This window comes from Rhizobium tropici CIAT 899 (genome assembly GCF_000330885.1).
In the GTDB taxonomy this organism is placed as follows: Bacteria; Pseudomonadota; Alphaproteobacteria; order Rhizobiales; family Rhizobiaceae; genus Rhizobium; species Rhizobium tropici.
This window is the reverse complement of the sequence record NC_020059.1, coordinates 2,678,626-2,696,421: the sequence shown is the minus strand read 5'-3', so window position 1 is coordinate 2,696,421 and position 17,796 is coordinate 2,678,626. Positions and strand designations below refer to the sequence as shown.

The 17,796-nt window shown below is 59.3% G+C and carries 16 protein-coding genes; 9 read left to right on the top strand and 7 right to left on the bottom strand.

Annotated features, from left to right (window positions below; all coding sequences use genetic code 11):
* Nucleotides 1–14: 14 nt before the first annotated feature.
* Nucleotides 15–1,007 (bottom strand): inositol 2-dehydrogenase, encoded by a 993-nt coding sequence (gene iolG / locus RTCIAT899_RS13265; RefSeq protein WP_041677623.1) that lies wholly within the window; start codon nucleotides 1,005–1,007, stop codon nucleotides 15–17.
* Nucleotides 1,008–1,234: 227 nt separating this feature from the next.
* Here iolG and RTCIAT899_RS13260 point away from each other — a divergent pair, with 227 nt between their 5' ends.
* A complete protein-coding gene (locus RTCIAT899_RS13260; protein WP_015340752.1) occupies nucleotides 1,235–1,498 on the top strand; it encodes a hypothetical protein in 264 nt (87 codons plus the stop codon).
* On the opposite strand, the gene RTCIAT899_RS13255 is transcribed toward RTCIAT899_RS13260, so the two are convergent.
* Both RTCIAT899_RS13255 and RTCIAT899_RS13250 read right to left on the bottom strand, forming a co-directional pair.
* Complete coding sequence (locus RTCIAT899_RS13255; RefSeq protein WP_015340751.1) at nucleotides 1,499–1,960, bottom strand: hypothetical protein; 462 nt, start codon at nucleotides 1,958–1,960, stop codon at nucleotides 1,499–1,501.
* Nucleotides 1,961–2,031: 71 nt separating this feature from the next.
* Nucleotides 2,032–3,039: a LysR family transcriptional regulator gene (locus RTCIAT899_RS13250; RefSeq protein ID WP_015340750.1), complete on the bottom strand. Its 1,008-nt coding sequence runs from the start codon at nucleotides 3,037–3,039 to the stop codon at nucleotides 2,032–2,034.
* 274 nt (nucleotides 3,040–3,313) lie between these two features.
* On the opposite strand from RTCIAT899_RS13250, the gene chvE reads away from it, so the two are divergent.
* The 6 genes from chvE (at nucleotide 3,314) to araD (ending at nucleotide 11,676) form a co-directional block, all read left to right on the top strand.
* A complete protein-coding gene (gene chvE / locus RTCIAT899_RS13245; protein ID WP_015340749.1) occupies nucleotides 3,314–4,378 on the top strand; it encodes a multiple monosaccharide ABC transporter substrate-binding protein in 1,065 nt (354 codons plus the stop codon).
* Between the two features lie 104 nt (nucleotides 4,379–4,482).
* Nucleotides 4,483–6,021 (top strand): multiple monosaccharide ABC transporter ATP-binding protein, encoded by a 1,539-nt coding sequence (gene mmsA, locus RTCIAT899_RS13240; protein WP_015340748.1) that lies wholly within the window; start codon nucleotides 4,483–4,485, stop codon nucleotides 6,019–6,021.
* Nucleotides 6,018–7,253, top strand: a complete 1,236-nt coding sequence (gene mmsB, locus RTCIAT899_RS13235) for a multiple monosaccharide ABC transporter permease (protein ID WP_015340747.1) — start codon at nucleotides 6,018–6,020, stop codon at nucleotides 7,251–7,253. Before mmsA ends, mmsB begins: the two co-directional genes overlap by 4 nt.
* A 116-nt stretch (nucleotides 7,254–7,369) precedes the next feature.
* Complete coding sequence (gene araD1, locus RTCIAT899_RS13230; RefSeq protein ID WP_015340746.1) at nucleotides 7,370–8,368, top strand: AraD1 family protein; 999 nt, start codon at nucleotides 7,370–7,372, stop codon at nucleotides 8,366–8,368.
* Between the two features lie 66 nt (nucleotides 8,369–8,434).
* Nucleotides 8,435–9,868: an aldehyde dehydrogenase family protein gene (locus RTCIAT899_RS13225; RefSeq protein ID WP_015340745.1), complete on the top strand. Its 1,434-nt coding sequence runs from the start codon at nucleotides 8,435–8,437 to the stop codon at nucleotides 9,866–9,868.
* Nucleotides 9,869–9,930: 62 nt separating this feature from the next.
* On the top strand, nucleotides 9,931–11,676 hold the full coding sequence (araD, locus tag RTCIAT899_RS13220) for an L-arabinonate dehydratase (protein WP_015340744.1): 1,746 nt from the start codon (nucleotides 9,931–9,933) through the stop codon (nucleotides 11,674–11,676).
* A 68-nt stretch (nucleotides 11,677–11,744) separates the two neighbouring features.
* On the opposite strand, the gene RTCIAT899_RS13215 is transcribed toward araD, so the two are convergent.
* Complete coding sequence (locus RTCIAT899_RS13215) at nucleotides 11,745–12,494, bottom strand: SDR family oxidoreductase (protein ID WP_015340743.1); 750 nt, start codon at nucleotides 12,492–12,494, stop codon at nucleotides 11,745–11,747.
* Between the two features lie 108 nt (nucleotides 12,495–12,602).
* Here RTCIAT899_RS13215 and RTCIAT899_RS13210 point away from each other — a divergent pair, with 108 nt between their 5' ends.
* Nucleotides 12,603–13,235 (top strand): TetR/AcrR family transcriptional regulator, encoded by a 633-nt coding sequence (locus tag RTCIAT899_RS13210; protein ID WP_041677622.1) that lies wholly within the window; start codon nucleotides 12,603–12,605, stop codon nucleotides 13,233–13,235.
* 80 nt (nucleotides 13,236–13,315) lie between these two features.
* Here the strand turns inward: RTCIAT899_RS13210 and RTCIAT899_RS13205 are convergent, their stop codons facing one another.
* The 3 genes from RTCIAT899_RS13205 to RTCIAT899_RS13195 are packed head-to-tail and all read right to left on the bottom strand — an operon-like array spanning nucleotide 13,316 to nucleotide 16,504.
* On the bottom strand, nucleotides 13,316–14,134 hold the full coding sequence (locus RTCIAT899_RS13205) for a transglutaminase family protein (protein WP_015340741.1): 819 nt from the start codon (nucleotides 14,132–14,134) through the stop codon (nucleotides 13,316–13,318).
* A gap of 12 nt (nucleotides 14,135–14,146) precedes the next feature.
* Nucleotides 14,147–15,088, bottom strand: coding sequence for an alpha-E domain-containing protein (locus RTCIAT899_RS13200; protein ID WP_015340740.1), 942 nt, complete (start codon nucleotides 15,086–15,088; stop codon nucleotides 14,147–14,149).
* A gap of 6 nt (nucleotides 15,089–15,094) precedes the next feature.
* Nucleotides 15,095–16,504, bottom strand: a complete 1,410-nt coding sequence (locus RTCIAT899_RS13195; protein ID WP_041677621.1) for a circularly permuted type 2 ATP-grasp protein — start codon at nucleotides 16,502–16,504, stop codon at nucleotides 15,095–15,097.
* A gap of 398 nt (nucleotides 16,505–16,902) precedes the next feature.
* Here RTCIAT899_RS13195 and RTCIAT899_RS13190 point away from each other — a divergent pair, with 398 nt between their 5' ends.
* Nucleotides 16,903–17,796 (top strand): DMT family transporter, encoded by an 894-nt coding sequence (locus RTCIAT899_RS13190; protein ID WP_015340738.1) that lies wholly within the window; start codon nucleotides 16,903–16,905, stop codon nucleotides 17,794–17,796.

Genomic DNA, 17,796 nt, shown 5'->3' with positions numbered 1-17,796 from the left:
GGAATGGAGACGGCTCAGTCGATCTTGACGAGGCGGCCTTCCTTGACCGACTGCAAGGCGGCATCGGCCAGCTTCAGTGCAGCAAGACCATCGGCGCCCGATGGTGTGATGGTGGCGTCCTTTTCGATCGCGGCGATGAAGCTTGCGATCTCGTTGGCATAGGCTTCGGTGTAGCGCGTCATGAAGAAATCATGCAGCGGCGGGCGGGTGTAGCCATCGCCGTTGGCGACTTCGATGGAGAAGGGGCGTTGGTTTTCAGCAGAAACCAGGCCCTTCGAGCCATGGATTTCGATCCGCTGATCGTAGCCGTAGGTGGCGCGGCGCGAGTTGGAGATAATTGCCTGCTTGCCCGATGCCGTCTGAAGGATGACCGAAACGCTGTCGTAATCGCCGGCTTCGCCGATTGCCTTGTCGACCAGTACGGCGGCAGTTGCAGTGACGGCAACCGGTTCTTCGCCGAGCAGGAAGCGCGCCATGTCGAAGTCATGGATCGTCATGTCGCGGAAGATGCCGCCGGAGCGCTTGATGTAATCGACCGGCGGGGCGCCCGGATCGCGCGAGGTGATCGTCACCATTTCGACCGTGCCGATGCGGCCTTCGTCGATGGCTTTCTTGACAGCCATGAAATGCGGGTCGAAGCGGCGGTTGAAGCCGACCATCAGCTTGCCCTTGGTCTCATTGACGACCTTGATGCAGGCCTGGACGCGCGCGACGTCGAGATCGACAGGCTTTTCGCAGAAGATGGCCTTACCGGCACGGGAGAAGCGCTCGATCAGATCGGCATGGGTATCCGTCGGCGTGCAGATGACGACAGCATCGATATCCTTGGCGGCTTCGATCGCTTCGATCGTGCGGACTTCGCAGCCATAGGCGGACGCGATTGCTTCCGCCGCCGCCGGAAAGGCATCCGCGACGGCGACGAGCTTGGCGTTGGCATCGCCGCTGACGGCTTTCGCATGCACCTTGCCAATGCGCCCGGCGCCGAGCAGACCAAATCTGACAGTCATTATTACCTCCCTGAATTCGGAATAAATGGACCGAATATCAATTGCTCTGGAATTTTCATTCCATTTTCCGGCGACGGCGTCAAGCAGCCTGGACTTCACAATTCTGAAAATTCCGGCTCTCCACTTAGCCGAAATCCGGACGCGAAACCTTATTTTATGCGGACGACTTCACAATTTTCCTGAGGATGCGCTAAAGACATGTTTTCTTAAACAGGCAAAAGTGACCCATGCAACTGATCGATCCCAGCCATCCCATCTACAAGCCGCTTTGGGTGCGCATTCTCATCGTGGCCGTCTGCTTTGGCTGGGCAGCCGTCGAAACGCTGGGCTCGCAGCCGTTCTGGGCAATGCTCTCCGGCGCGCTCGGCGCCTATTCGGCGTGGATGCTGCTCTTGAATTTCAAGCCGCAACCGCCCGCGGCGACTAGCGATGCGCCAGCGCAGGACGATGCTGCCGAGGATGATGAGCCGCCCTCCGAAGACAAGAAATAATCATCGTCTGAGGCGGCGTATGGCCTCGTCGATCAGCTGATTGGCGAGCGTCATGCGGATTGTCGCCTGTTCGCGGAAGAGGGCTGCGACGCCGTCGGGGTGATTGGCTTTAGCGAAGCTGCGGCGTTTTTCCTGCAGGGCGTCGCGCGTGAGGTCGGAGGTAATTGCGAGCTCAGTGGCGACTTCTTCCCGCGATGTTCGCGCCAGATGCTCGGGCATGACCGGCAGTGCCGGTTCTGGCGGAGCGGGTTCGGGTTCCGGCAGAATGACAGGGTCGCCGAGATTGTCGCGGTAGGCTTCGTCCGGCCGATGGGCGTCCGGCGTCTCACCGCCCAGCACCGTTGCGGCAAAGCTGACGTTCAGCCCGCGAATGCGATGCGCGGCCTCTTCCTGTTCCGCAGGCTCCTCTTCGCTGTCGAGGCGATCGAGCACGGATTGAAACAATGATTGCTTGAACAGCATGCGTGGTCTCCACGCCAAGCTTCATAGGAGCGCAAGTTGGCGTGGAGCTTATGGCGGCAACGGTTCTTCGTTCATGTCGGCGAGAGATGCCGGCTCTCTTCCAGGATCATGTCATGCAGCAGCCGCGCGCTCGGCGGCATGGCGCGTTCGCGGGCGGTGATGAGACTATAGGGCCTGACGTCGATATCGAAATCGATCGGCAGGATGGAGGATTCGCCCGCCTGGGACGTCTGCCCGCAGACGAATTGCGCCATGTCGAGCGCAATCGGCGCGATCGCATCCGTCTTGCAAACCACCGCCAGCGTCAGCAGCAAGGACGAGGTGTTGACGACATTTTCCGGCAGGGGCACGCCGGCAGCGAGGAAAATGTCTTCCACCTTGCGGCGAAGCAATGTGCCCGGCGGTTGGAATACCCAGTCGTAACCGGCCAGATCGTGCAGGCTGGCTACACCTCTTTCAAGCAGCGGATGGCCGTTGCGAACCACCAGGCAGGCTTTTTCGACGCCGATCTCATGGGCCGTGAACAGGCGCGGATCGAGATCGTCCGGGATGCGGCTGATGATGAAGTCATGGCGGGCCGCCAGCAGCTCGCGCGCGAGCACATTGCTGTTCTCGACTTCGATATTGATCTCTATGCCGGGATAGGTGCGCGTCACGCGCTGGATCGCCGGGACGACAAGGCTGATTGCCGGCGCGGTCACCGCCCCCAGAAAGACCGAGCCACCCCTGCCGGTTCGCAAGGCGCCAAGCTCCCGGCCTGCCTCGCGCAGCTCTAACAGGATCTTTCGCGCCCGCTTGGCCAAAGCGAGGCCGAAGGGGGTCAAAACGACGCCTCTGGCGACACGCTCGTAAAGCGGGCTTTTGACAATCGACTCCATTTCTGAGAGCATGCGTGAAGCCGCAGGTTGTGACATGTTCATGGACTCAGCGGCCGCGGAAATTTGCCCGTGATCCTCGATCGTGACGATCATCCGCAGGTGATTGAGCTTCAAACCGGCTTTCAACAACGCGTCGTCGCGAAAATTATCGGAATGAATCTCGATGCCTTCGCTCAAATAATCGTTATATATTTTCTCCATAACGGCCAATTTTCCCCTTCATCGGCAAAAAAGTACTATTTTTTAACATTATACCAAAGTTGGTATATGTTTAGCCAGTTATTCTATTTGACAGTTATACGAAATCGTACGAGTTTGCCGATTGTGCGCTGGGTACAGCTCATAAACCGTGAGAGCGTGGAGGAGACCTACTTCGTTTCTCACAATTAGAAGTAAATCATTCCTTCTACGGAACCTGCCGCAGTTTCGGGCGGGCATTTTTTGTCCGCCGCATTTAACAACAAGGGAGAGAGTAATGAAATCCATTATCTCATTGATGGCCGGCGCTGCGTTCGGCGTCGCTACGCTGGTGGTACCTGCCTTCGCGGCGGACAAGGGCACGGTAGGCATCGCCATGCCGACCAAGGCTTCGGCGCGCTGGATCGATGACGGCAACAACATCGTCAAGCAGCTCCAGGCTGCTGGTTACGGCACCGACCTTCAGTATGGCGACGACGATATCCCGAACCAGCTCTCGCAGATCGAGAACATGGTCACCAAGGGTGATAAGGTCCTCGTCATCGCTTCGATCGACGGCACCACGCTGTCCGACGTCCTGCAGAAGGCTCACGATGCCGGCATCAAGGTCATCGCCTATGACCGCCTGATCCGCAACAGCGGCAACGTCGACTACTATGCGACGTTCGACAACTTCAAGGTCGGCGTTCTGCAGGCTGGTTCGATCGTCGACGCCCTCGGCCTCAAGGACGGCAAAGGCCCGTTCAACATCGAGCTGTTCGGCGGTTCTCCAGACGACAACAACGCCTTCTTCTTCTATGACGGCGCAATGTCGGTCCTGAAGCCGTACATCGACAGCGGCAAGCTGGTCGTAAAGTCCGGCCAGATGGGCATGGACAAGGTCGGTACGCTGCGTTGGGATCCGGCAACGGCCCAGGCCCGCATGGACAACCTGCTGTCGGCCTACTACACCGATAGCCACGTCGACGCCGTTCTGTCTCCTTATGATGGCCTGTCGATCGGCATCCTCTCCGCGCTCAAGGGCGTCGGCTATGGTTCCGGCGGCGTGAAGCTTCCGATCGTTACCGGTCAGGACTCCGAAATCCCCTCGGTGAAGTCGATCATCGCTGGCGAGCAGCACTCGACGATCTTCAAGGACACCCGTGACCTCGCAAAGGTCACCGTCGGTATGGTCAACGCGCTGATGGAAGGCAAGACGCCTGAAGTCAACGACACGAAGACCTACGACAACGGCGTCAAGGTTGTTCCGTCCTACCTGCTGACCCCGGTCGCAGTCGACAAGACCAACTACGAGAAGGTTCTCGTCGAAGGCGGTTATTACAAGGCCGATCAGCTGAAGTAATCTTCCGACATAGCGGTCAGGGCTCGCTCAGTGCGAGCCCTGGCTTTGATATTTAAGACGATCGCGCGGTCTGCTATGTTTGACCGCGGCGTTGGATACGGACAATGGACAATACCATCCTCGAAATGCGGACCATCACCAAGTCGTTCCCCGGTGTGAACGCTTTGGAAAATGTCAATTTGAAAGTCCGTCAGGGCGAGATTCATGCTTTGGTTGGCGAAAACGGAGCCGGCAAATCCACCCTCATGAAGGTGCTGTCGGGCGTCTACCCGGCCGGCACGTACGACGGCGATATCTATTATGAGGGCGCGGTTCGTCAGTTCAAGACCATCAGGGATTCCGAAGATATCGGCATCATCATCATTCACCAGGAGCTGGCGCTCGTTCCGCTTCTGTCGATCGCCGAAAATATCTTCCTCGGTAACGAGGTCGTCGCCAATGGCATGATCAATTGGCAGGAAACCTTCAGCCGAACCAAACAGCTTCTTTCCAAAGTGGGCCTCAAGGAATCTCCGAACACGCTCGTGACCGACATCGGTGTCGGCAAGCAGCAGCTCGTCGAGATCGCCAAGGCTCTATCGAAGAGCGTCAAGCTGCTCATCCTCGACGAGCCGACGGCATCGCTGAACGAAAACGATTCCGATGCTCTCCTCAACCTTCTCATGGAGTTCCGCAATCAAGGCATCACCTCGATCATCATTACGCACAAGCTCAACGAAGTGCGCAAGGTGGCCGACCAGATTACGGTGTTGCGCGATGGCATGACGGTGAAGGCGCTGGACTGTCACGAGGAAGAAATCAGCGAAGACATCATCATTCGCAACATGGTCGGGCGTGAGCTGGCGGATCGCTATCCGCCGCGCTCGGTGCCGATCGGCGAAACGATCTTCGAAGTCAGGAACTGGAACGCCTTCCACCAGCAGCATCGCGATCGTCAGGTGCTGCACGATATCAACATCAATGTGCGCAAGGGCGAAGTGGTCGGCATTGCCGGCTTGATGGGCGCAGGCCGTACCGAATTCGCCATGAGCGTTTTCGGCAAGTCCTATGGCCACAAGATCAGCGGCGAAGTCCTCCTTGACGGCAAGCCGGTCGATACCAGCACGGTGCGCAGGGCGATTGATGCCGGTCTTGCCTATGTGACCGAGGACCGCAAGCAGCTCGGCCTGGTTCTGACCAACAGCATCCTGCACAACACGACGCTTGCCAATCTGCTTGGCGTTTCCAAGGCAACCGTCATCGATGACGTGCGGGAACTGCAGGTGGCGACGAACTATCGTTCCAAGCTGCGCATCCGTTCGGCTGGCGTCTTCCAGGAAGCGGGCAATCTTTCCGGCGGCAACCAGCAGAAGGTGGTGCTGTCGAAATGGCTGTTCTCGGATCCGGAAGTGCTGATCCTCGATGAGCCGACGCGCGGTATCGACGTCGGCGCCAAATACGAAATCTATTCCATCATCAACCAGCTTGCCGCCGACGGAAAGGGCGTTCTGATGATTTCATCGGAAATGCCCGAGCTTCTCGGCACCTGCGACCGCATCTACGTCATGAACGAAGGTCGCATCGTCGCCGAACTGCCGAAGGCAGAGGCAAGCCAGGAGAGCATCATGCGCGCTATCATGCGCTCAGGGGAGAAACAACAATGAGTTCGGCCAACCCAGCCACAGAAAGCAGCCACGTCGTTTCCATCGGCGACCATATCCGCAACAACATCCGCGAATACGGCATGTTGATCGCGCTCGTCGTCATCATGTTGCTGTTCCAGTATTTGACGAACGGCGTTCTGTTCAGGTCGCAGAACCTGACCAACATCGTGCTGCAGAACTCGTTCATCGTCATCATGGCGCTCGGCATGCTGCTTGTTATCGTAGCCGGTCATATCGATCTTTCCGTCGGCTCCGTCGTCGGCTTCGTCGGGGCGGTCGCCGGCGTGCTGGTCGTGCAGATGCATATGAATCTCGCACTCGCGACGGTCATTTGTCTGCTGATGGGTGCCGCGGTCGGCGCCTGGCATGGATATTTCATCGCCTATCACCGCATTCCGTCGTTCATCGTGACATTGTCGGGCATGCTGGTTTTCCGCGGCCTGACCTATACCATCATCAATACGACCGGCAACGGCAGCAGCATCGGTCCGTTCCCGCCGGCGTTTCAGGTTGTCGCCACAGGTTTTATTCCCGATTTTATCGACATAAACCCCATTCTCAATTTATTCGGCATAGGCGCCATCCATTCCACTTCGATCTTGCTGACGGTCGCGATTCCAATCTTAATGTTCTTCCTGTCGTGGCGCCGACGCATGGTGAACGAGAAGCACGGCATTGATGTTGAGCCGTTCAGCTTTTTCATTGGCCAGAATCTCCTGGTTGCGGCTGCAACGATTTTTATTGGCTTCCAGATCTCGTCATATAGAGGTCTGCCGAACGTTCTCGTTCTCATGCTGTTCCTGATCGCCCTCTACAGCTTCGCAACGCAGCGCACGACGATCGGCCGCCGCATCTATGCCATGGGCGGCAATGAAAAAGCGACGAAGCTTTCGGGTATCGATACCCGCCGCCTGACCTTCTACACCTTCATCAACATGGGCATCCTGGCGAGCATCGCCGGCATCATCATCGCGACGCGCCTGAATTCGGCAACCGCAAAGGGCGGTGACGGCCTCGAACTCGACGTCATCGCAGCCTGCTTCATCGGTGGCGCTTCAGCCTCCGGCGGCGTCGGCAAGGTAACGGGTGCCGTCATCGGCGCCTTGATCATGGGTGTCTTGAACCAGGGCATGTCGATCCTCGGCTACCAGACGGACTCCCAGAAGATGATCAAGGGTGCTGTGTTGCTCGCTGCCGTGTTCATCGACGTCTACAACAAGAACAAGGGTTGATCGTTTAGCGATCAACCCAGCTTTTAAAACCAAATCCATGACAGAGTCCGGCTCTCGCTGAGAGCCGGAACGGTAGAACGCATCCGATCTCTGTCTGTTAGGAAAGGATGAAAGACATGCTCATCTCGCAGATCAAGGGTTCGAACGGCGAGATCGTCGTTGCGGTCCGCAATGGACCCGGCGAAGCTGCCAAGGCCGTCGTCAATGGCGGCAGCGTCTACAAGCTTGCGATGGAAGCCGCCGACAGCGGCAAGTCGCTCGCTTCGGTCATCGAGGCCTATGGTCTCGGCGAGTCAATCGATCTCGACAAGGCCTATGCCGAAGGCCGCTTCCTGCCGCCGATCACGCATCCCGATGCTGCCCATCTGCACTTGACCGGCACGGGCTTGACGCATCTGGGTTCCGCTGCCACGCGCGATTCCATGCACAAGAAGACGACGGAGGCCGCCGAGGAGACGCTGACCGACTCCATGAAGATGTTCAAGATGGGCATCGAGGGCGGCAAGCCGAAGGCGGGCGAGAAGGGCGTGCAGCCCGAATGGTTCTACAAGGGCAACGGCTATGGCTCTGCAGCCCCCGGTGCTGCGCTGGTGTCTCCGTCCTTCGCGCTCGACGGCGGCGAAGAGCCCGAAATGGCCGGCATCTATGTCATCGCCAAGGACGGCACGCCGTTCCGTATCGGCTTTGCGCTGTCCAACGAATTTTCCGATCACGTCACCGAGCGGATCAACTATCTTTATCTCGCCCATTCCAAGCTCCGTCCGGCAAGCTTCGGCCCGGAAATCCGCGTTGGTGCGGCGCCGGAGGATATTCGCGGCACGTCGCGCATCAAGCGCGGCGACAAGGTGATCTTCGAAAAGCCGTTTCTGTCGGGTGAAGCGAACATGTCGCATACCTTTGCGAACCTTGAATATCACCACTTCAAGTACGGCATCTTCCGTGTTCCCGGCGATGTGCATGTGCACATGTTCGGCACGGCGACGCTTTCCTTCGCGGAAGGCATCAAGCCTGAAGTCGGCGACGTCTTTGAAATCGAAGTTGGCGAATTCGGCCTGCCGCTGCGCAATCCGCTGGCGATCGATGCCGAGGAAGAAGTGGCCGTTCGCCAGCTGTAATGCATCGAGCCCGGCCGCAAGGGATCGGCCGGGCATTTCCAATACGATCCAGGAAGGCATGACGCCATGACCATTCATCAGAACTTGATCGCCGGGGAGTGGACGGGGACGAACGGCACCGAAAACATCAACCCGTCGGATACGAACGAGGTCGTCGGCCTCTATGCGAGCGCAAGCGCGCAGGATGTCACGGATGCGATCGCTGCCGCCAAGGCCGCTTTTCCAGCCTGGTCGCGTTCTGGTATTCTGGAGCGCCACACGATCATGAAGAAGGCCGGCGACGAGATCCTGGCACGCAAGGATGAACTCGGCGCGCTGCTCGCCCGCGAAGAGGGCAAGACGCTGCCGGAAGCGATCGGCGAGACCATCCGCGCCGCGCAGATCTTCGAATTCTTCGCCGGCGAGGCGCTGCGCCTGGCAGGCGAGGTGCTTCCTTCCGTGCGCCCGAACATCGGCGTCGAGATCACCCGCGAGCCGCTCGGCGTCATCGGCGTCATCACCCCCTGGAACTTCCCGATCGCCATTCCCGCCTGGAAGATCGCGCCGGCGCTCTGCTACGGCAACACCGTCGTCTTCAAGCCGGCCGATCTCGTGCCCGGCTGCTCGTGGGCAATCGTCGATATCCTCAACCGCGCCGGCCTGCCGAAGGGTGTGTTGAACCTCGTCATGGGCAAGGGCTCGGTCGTCGGTCAAGCTATGCTCGACAGCCCGGTTCTTTCGGGTATCACCTTCACCGGCTCGGTCGGCACCGGCAAGCGCGTCGCGCTTTCCTCCGTCGAGCATGGTCGTAAGTACCAGCTCGAAATGGGCGGCAAGAACCCGATGGTCGTGCTTGACGATGCCGATCTGACCGTTGCCGTTGAGGCGGCCGCCAATTCCGCCTTCTTTTCGACCGGCCAGCGTTGCACAGCCTCGTCGCGCCTCATCGTTACAGAAGGCATTCACGACAGGTTCGTGGCGGCGCTGACGGAAAAGCTGAAGACGCTCAACGTCGATAACGCCATGAAGTCCGGCACGCATATCGGCCCGGTCGTCGATGCCAAGCAGCTGAAGACGGATACCGATTATATCGAGATCGGGAAGCGGGAAGGCGCCAAGCTCGCCTTCGGCGGCGAGCTCGTCAGCCGCGACACGCCCGGTTTCTACCTGCAGCCGACGCTCTTCACGGAAGCGACGAACCAGATGCGCATCAGCCGCGAAGAGATCTTCGGGCCGGTTGCCTCCGTCATCCGCGTTAGGGATTACGAGGAAGCTTTGGCAACGGCCAATGACACGCCGTTCGGCCTGTCCTCGGGCATTGCCACGACGAGCCTGAAGCATGCAACGCATTTCAAGCGCAATGCGGAAGCGGGTATGGTGATGGTCAACCTGCCGACGGCCGGCGTCGATTTCCACGTGCCGTTCGGTGGCCGCAAGGGCTCTTCCTTCGGTTCGCGCGAGCAGGGCAAATATGCCGCCGAATTCTTCACCACCGTCAAGACGGCTTACACGCTCGCCTGATCATCGATTTCAAAGTCCAGGCGCGAACGAGGCGGCCTGGGCGACGCAAAGGGTACTGAGATATGAAAAAGAAAGCTGAATGGCCGCGCAAGCTGCGCTCCTACGATTGGTTCGGCGGCACCGGCAAGAATGCGATCATGCATCGCTCCTGGATGAAGAACCAGGGCCTGCCGGCCGATACGTTCGACGGCCGTCCGATCATCGGCATCTGTAACACCTGGTCGGAACTGACGCCCTGCAACGCGCATCTGCGCGATCTTGCAGAGCGCGTGAAGCGCGGTGTCTACGAGGCGGGCGGCTTCCCCGTCGAATTCCCGGTCTTCTCCGTCGGCGAAAGCACGCTGCGCCCGACGGCGATGATGTTCCGCAACCTCGCTGCCATGGACGTGGAAGAAGCGATCCGCGGCAACCCAGTCGATGGCGTCGTGCTGCTCGGCGGCTGCGACAAGACCACGCCGAGCCTGCTGATGGGTGCCGCTTCCGTCGACATCCCGGTCATCCTCGTTTCCGGCGGCCCGATGCTGAACGGCAAGTGGCGCGGTAAGGATGTTGGCTCCGGCACGGCGATCTGGCAGTTCTCGGAAATGGTGAAGTCCGGCGAGATGTCGCTGGATGAATTCATGGATGCGGAGCAGGGTATGGCCCGCTCGGCCGGCAGCTGCATGACCATGGGTACGGCCTCGACCATGGCGTCTATGGCCGAAGCGCTCGGCATGACCTTGCCCGGCAATGCCGCGATCCCGGCTGTCGATGCGCGCCGTCGTGTTATCTCGCAACTTTCCGGCCGCCGTATCGTCGACATGGTCAAGGAAGACCTGAAACCATCGGATATTCTGACCAAGGAAGCCTTCGAAAACGCTATCCGCGTCAACGGCGCCGTCGGCGGCTCGACCAATGCCGTTCTGCACCTCCTCGCGCTCGCGGGCCGCATCGGCGTCGACCTGTCGCTTGACGATTGGGATCGTCTGGGCCGCGAAGTGCCGACCATCGTCAACCTGCAGCCTTCGGGCAAGCACCTGATGGAAGAGTTCTACTATGCCGGCGGTCTGCCCGTCGTCATCAAGGCAGTCGGCGAAATGGGCCTGCTCCACAAGGACGCCATCACGGTCACGGGCGACACGATCTGGGCAGGCGTCAAGGATGTCGTCAACTACAATGACGACGTTATCGTCCCGCGCGAAAAGGCGCTGACGCAGTCGGGCGGTATCGCTGTCCTGCGCGGCAATCTCGCGCCGAAGGGTGCTGTCCTGAAGCCGTCCGCCGCTTCGCCGCATCTGATGCAGCACAAGGGCCGCGCCGTCGTCTTCGAAAGCATCGAAGACTATCACGCCCGCATCAACCGCGACGATCTCGACATCGACGAGAACTGCGTCATGGTGCTGAAGTACTGCGGCCCGAAGGGTTATCCGGGCATGGCCGAAGTCGGCAACATGGGCCTGCCGCCGAAGGTGCTGAAGAAGGGCATCACCGACATGATCCGCATTTCCGATGCGCGCATGTCCGGCACCGCTTACGGCACCGTCATCCTGCACACGGCTCCGGAAGCAGCCGATGGTGGCCCGCTGGCGCTGGTTCAGAACGGCGACATCATCGCCGTCGACGTTCCGGCCCGCACCATCCAGCTCGAAGTGTCGGACGAGGAACTGGCAAAGCGCCGCGCCGCCTGGGTTTCCCCGGTCAAGCCGCTCACCGGCGGCTATGGCGGTCTCTACGTGAAGTCGGTCATGCAGGCCGACACCGGCGCCGACCTCGACTTCCTCGTCGGCCCCCGCGGCTCGGAAATCCCGAACAACCGCGACAGCCACTAGGCTTTGAGCTGGTAAATTCATTAAGCCATATGCAATCCCGGCACTCACAAGGAGTGCCGGGATTACTATTATACTTGAGCCCAGCCACCATCGACGCACAATTCGCTGCCCGTCACGTAGGACGAGTCATCAGAGGCGAGAAACAGGACGGCTTTCGCGATCTCGTTGACTGTGCCGCTGCGGTGCATCGGAATTTGGGCGTGCACCTGGGTCTTCGTCTGCTCGATCATCTCCTCGCTCACTCCTGCTTTCCGCGCTTGATCGGTATCAATATAGCCAGGTGCCACGGCATTCACGCGAATACCCTTTCCAGTCAGCTCGACGGTGAGCGATCGTGCCAGCGAGCGGATGGCGGCTTTTCCCGCCGAATAGACGCTGACATATGGACGGCCCTGCGTGCTCAGGGTTGAGGTGTTCAGGATTATCGAGCCGCCGGAGGTCATGAGCGGCAGAAGCTTCTGCACCGTAAAGTAAGTTCCCTTGAACGTGTTAACGACCGTGAAATCGAATTCCTCCTCCGACATGTATTCAAACATGTTTGGTCGCGCGCCGCCGGCATTCGCAAAGGCGATATCGACCCGGCCATGCTTGTTCTTGACATAGTCGCGAAGCGCTTCGATGTCCGACATCCTGGAAATATCGCTGCGGATTGCGTCGGCACCATGCCCGATGCTTTGTGCCGCGGCATCGAGCGTCGCCTGATCGCGGCCGGTAATGACGACCTTTGCGCCTTCGCGTGCAAACAGCTTGGCTGTCGCCAGCCCTATTCCTGAATTGCCGCCGGTGATGACAGCGATCTTATCGTCCAATTTACCCATATTCGTCTCCAATACGTCTCTGAAGGCGCCCGACGTAAACCGCACTATTGCTGGAGTAGCGGGGCCGGAAGTTATATATGAAGCATCATTCAGGTTTTGGATTCGCTTATGGAAAACGGCCTCCGACCACCGCTAAACCCCCGGAAATCCCCGCGTCAGGGCCGGTCCATCGCAACCGTGGACGCAATTTTCGAGGCAACCATTCAGGTTTTGCTGAGTGATGGTCTAATCCGTTTCAACACCACGCGTGTGGCACGTCGTGCTGGCGTTTCGGTCGGGACGCTCTACCAGTATTTCCCGAACAAGCAGGCTTTGCTTTTTGCCGTACTGGAGCGGCATCTGCTCATGATTGCCGAGGCGGTCGAAAAGGCGTGTGACGAAAATCGTCTTGGTACCGTTGAGACGATAGCGGAAGCCGTGGTGACAGCTTACCTCCAGGTGCAAATAGCGCGGGCCGAGGTTTCTCCCGCGCTCTATCGTATCGGTTTGGAACTCGATGCTCGAGAGCTAATCGATTCGGCGGTCCAGCGAAGTACAAGGGCTGTCGAAGCAACCCTGTCCGATGCCAGTAATGACCGATTTGCCGATGTGGGTTTGATTGCCCAAACCCTGACTGCCGCACTTTATGGAACCGTTCCTGCCTTCTGCCATAAGGTTTTGAGTGTTGCTGATGGCATCGAAGCGGAGAGGCAATTGACAATTATGTTTCGTTCTTACCTTGCCGCGCACAGAGTAGAGTAGCGGAATTCGACCATGGTCCCGACATGTGGACGCCTGCTAATGATAGAGACCTCCAGTTCTCCTTCCCGGACATGTCCGCATCAGCTCTGGCTCTGACTTTGTCCCTGGCTCGCCACCGTCACCTTGACCATAAGGGTTTCGCCCGGCGTGCCGATGCGCATGCCGGACACGGGAGCGGCGTCGCGATAGCAGAGGCCGGTCGCGATGCGGACGTAGCGTGCGTCGGGGCAGACGTCGTTGGCCGGATCGAAGCCGACCCAGCCGAGGCCGGCAATATGCGCCTCTGCCCAGGCATGGGTAGCAGCCTGCTCGTTCTTGCCTTCCATCATCAGGTAGCCGGAGACGTAACGGGCAGGGATCTGCAATGCGCGGGCGCCGGCTAGAAAGATGTGCGCATGGTCCTGGCAGACGCCGCTCTTTGCCTCCAGTGCCTGTTCCGCCGTTGTCTCCGTGTTGCTGGTGCCTGGCTTGTATTCCACGGTCTGATGGATCGCTTTCATCAGCGCATGCATCTTGCCGAGTTCGTTGTCGCCTGAAACGCTGCGCAGCAGTTCCTTCGTCAGCTTGCCAGCCTTGGTGCGCGGCGAGTCCCGCAGAAAGAGCCAGAGCGGGCTGAAGCCCTGATGCGGCCCGACGACGCCGTTGAGGTCCTGCGTCTCGACTTCGCCTGAGGCAATGATCTTCGTTGCGTCCTGCTGCCCGTCGAGGGAAACCAGCGTGGCGCGATTGCCGAACTGGTCGTCATACTCAACCTCAGGCTTGGCGCCTTCGACCGAAAGCTTCCAGTCGATAACCGTCTGTCCCACGCCCGTCAGCGGCGTCAGGTGAAGCCGTTGCAGGGAAAACTGCGCCGGCTCGTCGTAGCGATATTCCGTGATATGGCTGATCGTCAGTCTCATGATATCGCCCGCCTATTCGTAGAACCGGTAGCCGTCGGAGATTTCGGCGCCCAGTTTGTTGTTGTGGGCGACGAAATCCTCGAGGAACTCATGCAGGCCCTGGTCCATGATGCGCTTGATCGTCAGCTTCTGCAGCGATTGGCGGATGGCCTCCGCGGTATCGTGCGCCGGCAGCTTTTTCTCATGTTCGGCGCTGAGATAGCCGATATTGCTGACGATCTTCTCATAGCAATAGGCGAGCGAGCGCGGCATCTGGCCGTTGAGGATCAGGAAGTCGGCAATGTTGGCCGGCTTGTATTCGGGATCGTAAGCCCATTTATAGGCCCGGTGCGCGGAGACCGATCTGAGGATCGACTCCCATTGCGCATTGTCGAGCGAGGAGCCGACATGCGAGACGGATGGCAACAGGACGTAATATTTCACGTCGAGGATGCGGGCCGTGTTATCGGCGCGCTCGATGAAGGTGCCGATGCGGGCAAAGTTATAGAGCTCGTTGCGCAGCATCGAGCCGTGGAAGGCGCCGCGGATCAAGCCGGCGCGCCGCTTGATGACGTCGATCGTCTCCGGTAGCTCTGCCGTCTTCAGCTTCTTGCCGAGCAGCGACTTCAGCTCGATCCAGCATTCGTTGGTCGCCTCCCACGTGTCGCGGGTTAGCGCCGTGCGCACCATGCGGGCATTGTTGCGGCCATATTCGATGCAGGACATGACGCTCGACGGATTGGAGCGGTCGCGCATCAGATAATCGATCGCGTCGGTTCCGGTCAGCTTGTTGTGCACCTCATCGTAGGCTTCGCGCACTCCGGCGCTTTGCAGGACGCCGTCCCAGTCATCATCGACGGCGTCGCTGCGGGTCAGCGACATGCGCTGGCCGGCATCGACCAGGCGGGCTATGTTTTCGGCGCGCTCGATGTAACGGAACATCCAGTAGAGGCCATTCGCGGTTCTTCCCAGCATGTCCGATCAGTCCTCCAGAACCCAGGTGTCTTTGGTGCCGCCGCCCTGGCTGGAGTTGACCACCAGCGAGCCTTCCTTCAGCGCCACGCGGGTCAACCCGCCTGGGATGATCCGCACCTTGTCGGAGACGAGGACATAGGGCCGCAGATCGACATGCCTTGGCGCAATGCCCTTGTTGACCAGGATCGGCACCGTGGAGAGCGAAAGGGTCGGCTGCGCGATGTAGTTGTTCGGCTTGCTCTTGAGCTTTTCGGCAAAGGCCGTCCGCTCCTTCTTCGTGGCCGTCGGTCCGACGAGCATGCCATAGCCGCCGGAGCCGTGAACTTCCTTGACGACGAGATCGGCAAGATTATCGAGCACATATTGCAGGCTGTCGGGCTCAGAACAGCGCCACGTCGGCACGTTCTCGAGGATCGGCTTGCGGCCGGTGTAGAATTCGACGATTTCAGGCATGTAGGAGTAGATCGCCTTGTCGTCGGAAATGCCGGTGCCGGGCGCATTGGCGATGGTGATGTTGCCGGCGCGGTAGACGTCCATGATGCCGGGAATACCGAGCGCGGAATCCGGGCGGAAGGTGAGGGGATCGAGGAAATCGTCGTCGACGCGGCGGTAGAGCACGTCGATAGCCTCATAGCCACGTGTCGTGCGCATCTTCACCTTGCCGTCGATGACGCGCAGATCGGAGCCTTCCACCAGCTCCACGCCCATCATGTCGGCGAGGAAGGAATGCTCGTAATAGGCGGAGTTATAGATGCCCGGCGTCAGCACGGCGACGCGCGGCTTGCCCTTGCATCCGGGAGGGGCGAGCGATGCCAGGCTCTGGCGCAGCAGCAGCGGATAGTCCTCGACGCGCTGCACCTTGTTCTGGTGAAACAGTTCGGGGAACATCTGCATCATCGTTTCGCGGTTTTCCAGCATGTAGCTGACGCCGGAAGGCGTGCGGGCATTGTCCTCAAGCACATAGAATTGGTCTTCGCCGGTGCGCACGATGTCGGTGCCGACGATATGGGTGTAGACACCGCCCGGCGGACGAAAGCCGATCATTTCAGGCAGGAAGGCGTCGTTCCTTTCGATCAGCTCGCGCGGGATGCGGCCGGCGCGGATGATTTCCTGCTTGTGGTAGATGTCGTCGAGGAAGGCATTGAGGGCGACGACCCGCTGTTCGATGCCCTGGGCGAGCTTGCGCCATTCGCGGCCTGAAATGATGCGGGGGATGATGTCGAAGGGAATGAGCTTTTCGGAGGAGTCTGCGTGTCCGTAGACCGCGAAGGTAATGCCCGTCTTCCGGAAGATGGTTTCCGCATCGCGGGATTTGGCAATGAGGTGGCCCCTGTCCTGGCCTGAGTACCACTCGAAGTATTTCTCGTAAGGCGCGCGCGGACTTTCATCCGCAGTAATCATTTCATCAAATGCCAAAGGTGCGGTCCCCGTGTTTTTACCCATTTGAATACAATGGTTTTTACAATGCAAGAACTATGCGCAGTTGCCATCGCGAATTTCTGAATATCGAAAAATGCCGGATTTACAGGCATTTAAGAGTAATGGTGCTGTTGCCTGCCGGCTCTTGTCGCAATGTTCGGATCAAAATTTAAGCATCTGCTTCTTTTGCGGACTGGGCGCCTGGGCAGTGGCTGAGGCTTCTGAAACCAGGGCGGTAGCTTGCAGGACGTGAAGAAAAATTGATTGCTGTGTTCAGCAGATCGATTTTGACCGCTGAACCGCCATCGGCTATCAGCCTTCAGCCCCTCCGCGCGACACCCTGAGTTCGACCAGGATTCCGGCTCCGAAGCGCCAAATATATCGGTCCGATTTTCATGTCCCTCGATAAACTCGCGCCGGCGATTTTTGTCCTTCTCTGGTCCACCGGCTGGATCGTCGCCAAATATGCCTCGCAGCATGCAGGCCCCTTCACCTTCCTGATGATCCGCTACAGCCTGTCGGCGCTTGCCTTCGTGCTGCTCTGTTCGATCGCTCGGGCTAGGTGGCCACGTGACTGGTCGAGCGTACTCCGGGCCATTTATTCCGGGATTTTCCTGCATGGCATTTATCTGGCGGGCCTTTGGTGGGCGATTGCCGAGGGTGTGCCGGCCGGCATTTCCGGGATCATTGCGGCGCTGCAGCCGCTTATGACCGCCATGGCCGCACCGCTTCTCGTCGGTGAGCGGTTGCGGCCGATCCAGAAGGTCGGCCTGCTGCTCGGCTTCCTCGGCATTGCCATCGCGATCTCGCCGAAACTTCTAGCGACGGATACGGCCAATCTCTGGCAATCGGCGGTGCCACTCGTCGTCAATCTGATGGCCATGGTTTCTGTGACTTACGGTACGCTCTACCAGAAGCGGCACCTGCAGACCGGCGACCTCAGAACCATTGCGACCTTGCAATATGTCGGCGCGCTGATCGTCACCGTGCCACTTGCCTTCATTTTCGAAGGCCTGCGCTTCGACGGCACCCAGACGGCGATCCTGTCGCTGCTCTGGTCGGTCTTCGGCCTGTCCATGGGCGCCGTCGGTCTGCTTCTCTATCTCATCCGCCGCGGGCAGGTGTCGCGCGCCGCATCGCTGATCTACCTGATGCCGCCTGCCGTCGCCATCGAGGCGACCATCGCCTTCGGCGAGCCGCTGACACTGCCGATTATCGTTGGCACGGTAATTGTGGTGATCGGTATTTATCTCACCAACAGGCGTCAGGCGGAAATCGTGTCGGAATAG